The sequence below is a fragment of the Burkholderia sp. HAN2018 genome (assembly GCF_024704855.1).
In the GTDB taxonomy this organism is placed as follows: domain Bacteria; phylum Pseudomonadota; class Gammaproteobacteria; order Burkholderiales; family Burkholderiaceae; genus Burkholderia; species Burkholderia cepacia.
The window spans coordinates 1-2,632 of sequence record NZ_QOBB01000438.1; the positions used below are offsets into that span (position 1 = coordinate 1).

The following is a 2,632-nucleotide window of genomic DNA, read 5'->3' on the forward strand; positions in this document are numbered from 1 at the left end:
ACCAGCAGCCCGAGGCCGACGCCGCCCGCGAGCACCGTCGGGCCGCGCCGCACCAGCGCGGCAATCAGCGTGCGCACGGGGGCGCCTCGGGCCGGTGGTGAACGGCGGCGAAGCCGGGGCAGGCGGCGGATGGCATGCGGTTTCCTCGAAAGGGGGGCGGGCCGGTACGGGATATCCGTCAGGCTATTCCTGATTATTGGCGAAGTAAAATGATATAAACTGCATCGGTAACAAGAGATAGTGATATGAACATTCCTCTGCTCGAAACCTTCCGGGCCGTCGTTCAGGAAGGCAGCGCGCTGCGTGCGGCCGAACGGCTCGGCTGCACGCAGTCGAACGTCACCGCGCGCCTGCGCCAGCTCGAGGAGTCGCTCGACGCGCCGCTGTTCGACCGGCACGGCAAGCGGCTGGTGCTGAACGACGCGGGGCGCCGGCTGATTCCGTATTGCGACCGCATCCTGCGCCTCGTCGACGAAGCGACGCAGGTGGTGCGCGAGACGCCGGTCGCGCGCAGCTTCCGGCTCGGTTCGATGGAAAGCACGGCGGCCACGCGGCTGCCGGCGCTCGCCGCCGCGTTGAAGGCGCACGATCCGGCGCTCGGCCTCACGGTGCAGATCGGCAGCGAGCCGGATCTGGCCGACGCGCTGCTGCGCGGCCGGATCGACGCCGCACTGACCGCGCGCGCGGTCGTCCGGCCCGGGTTGCGCTACGAGCCGGCGTTCGCCGAAGAGATGGTGCTGGTGAGCGCGGCCACCGTCACGCGGCGGCAGGTACTGGCCGACAACACGGTGCGGCTGCTCGCGTTTCACGACGGCTGCCCGTATCGCGCGGTCGCGGAGCACTGGCTGAAGGCGCGCGGCATCGCGATCGGGTCGGTGGCGTCGTTCGGCACGTTCGGCGCGATCCTCGGCTGCGTGGCAGCCGGCATGGGCGTCGCGATCCTGCCGAAGCGGATCACGACCGAGCACGTGGCGCGCAAGGAGCTGCGGACGCACGCGTTCGACGATCTCGACAACGTGACGACCTATCTCGTCACGCCCGAAGAAGCGCCCGCGCTGCCCGAGCTCGACGCATTGCGCGCGGTGCTCGGCCGGCAAGCGGGCGCGCTGCTCGCGCGTTAGCGGAGTACAACGCAAGCGCACCGCACCGCATGCGCGGCGCCGATCGCACCATGCGGAGACACTAGGCGGACTCGACCGCCCGTTCGTCCGCGAAGAAGTCGGCCTCGATCTCGCGGATGCGCCGGCAATCCTCGAGCAGACGCTCGAACGTCGGGCTGTAGAGGCCGACAGTGCCGAGCGCCGTCTGCAGGTCGGTCGTCACGCGCAGCGTGTCGCCCACCTTGGCCCATTGCTTGAGCCCGACGAACGACGGCAGCGCCTGGATCGCCTGCCAGGTGAAGTCCTGCCGGAGCACGCCGTTGCGCGACGACAGCAGCAGCACGTGCCCGCAGTAACCGCGGAAATCCGTCGGCGCGGCGGCTTCGCCGAACAGCCGCTCCGGATGCAGCACGGCCTCGACGGCGGCCGATACATGGTTCTCGCCGCTGACCGCGCTCGTCAGCCGCGGATCGAGGCTGCCGTGCAGCCGCGCGTTCAGCTCGACGATCGTCGGGCCGTCGGCCGTATCGAACAGTTCGAGATGGGTCGGCCCGAAGCGGACTTCCAGCGCGTCGAGCACGTCGGCCGCGTAGTCGAGCAGCGGCGCGTAACGCGGGTCGGCGTGATTCAGCACCAGCATCTTGTCGAGCCGCGGTGCATGTGTGCGGTCGCGGTGCACTTCCCACAGGCTGACCACCCGATGGCGGCCTTCGAAGGACACCGAATCGACGATGTATTCCTGCCCCTCCGAATAGCTCTGGATCACGATGTCGTCGTTCGGCTGGTTGTAGAGCGAGCGGGTGGCGAGCACGTCGTGTGCGGCGGCCTCGACCTGGTCGAGTGTCCGGCAGATCTTCACGCCGGCCACGCCCGCGCTGCGGGCCGGCTTCACCACGAGCGGCAGCCTGCCGTGCGCGCGCGCCCAATCGAGCGTGACGTCGACCGACGTGCTGTGGAAGTGGGCCGGTGCGCGCAGGCCGGCCTGGCGGATGCGCTCGTTCATCGCGTACTTGTCGCGGCGCGCGGCCGACGTTGCGAGCGGATTGCGGTACGGCACGTCGAGCCGCTCGGCCAGCGTGTCGGCCAGTTCCAGCGCCGCGTCGAGGCCGTGCAGCACCGCGCCGATCCGCAGGTCGGCCAGCTGCGCGAGCGTCGCGTCGAGGTCGCCGCGATGCTGGACCTGGCGGATGTAGTCGGACGGGACGAACTGGTTCCGGTAGATCTCCGGCAGGTCGGGGTCGCTGATCACGTGCGCGCAACGGATGCCGTAGGCGCGAAACGCGGGCGCCAGGTAGGCGGCTGTCGACGCGCCGTCGACGATCAGGACGGTATCGATGAAACGATGCGGCATGGATTCCTCGCTGGGCTGTGGGATCGGTTGAAGGAGGCGGCCGGTGCGGGATCAGGCCCGCGGGCCGGATTCGGGCGCATCGCCGGGCCAGCGTGCGGCCAGCACGATGCAGACGGCCACGAGCGCGGCCGCGACGGCGAATGCGTGTGCCGCGCCGGCCACGATCGCGGCGCCCTGGCCC

General features: G+C 70.2%; 2 protein-coding genes. One reads left to right on the plus strand and one right to left on the minus strand.

Translation table 11 applies throughout. The annotated features are described in order from the left end of the window. Positions 1–245 precede the first annotated feature (245 nt). Positions 246–1,121, plus strand: coding sequence for a LysR family transcriptional regulator (locus tag DPV74_RS40680; protein WP_059675392.1), 876 nt, complete (start codon positions 246–248; stop codon positions 1,119–1,121). A 61-nt stretch (positions 1,122–1,182) separates the two neighbouring features. Here the strand turns inward: DPV74_RS40680 and DPV74_RS40685 are convergent, their stop codons facing one another. Continuing rightward, complete coding sequence (locus tag DPV74_RS40685) at positions 1,183–2,451, minus strand: ATP-grasp domain-containing protein (protein WP_119339235.1); 1,269 nt, start codon at positions 2,449–2,451, stop codon at positions 1,183–1,185. Positions 2,452–2,632: the final 181 nt, after the last annotated feature.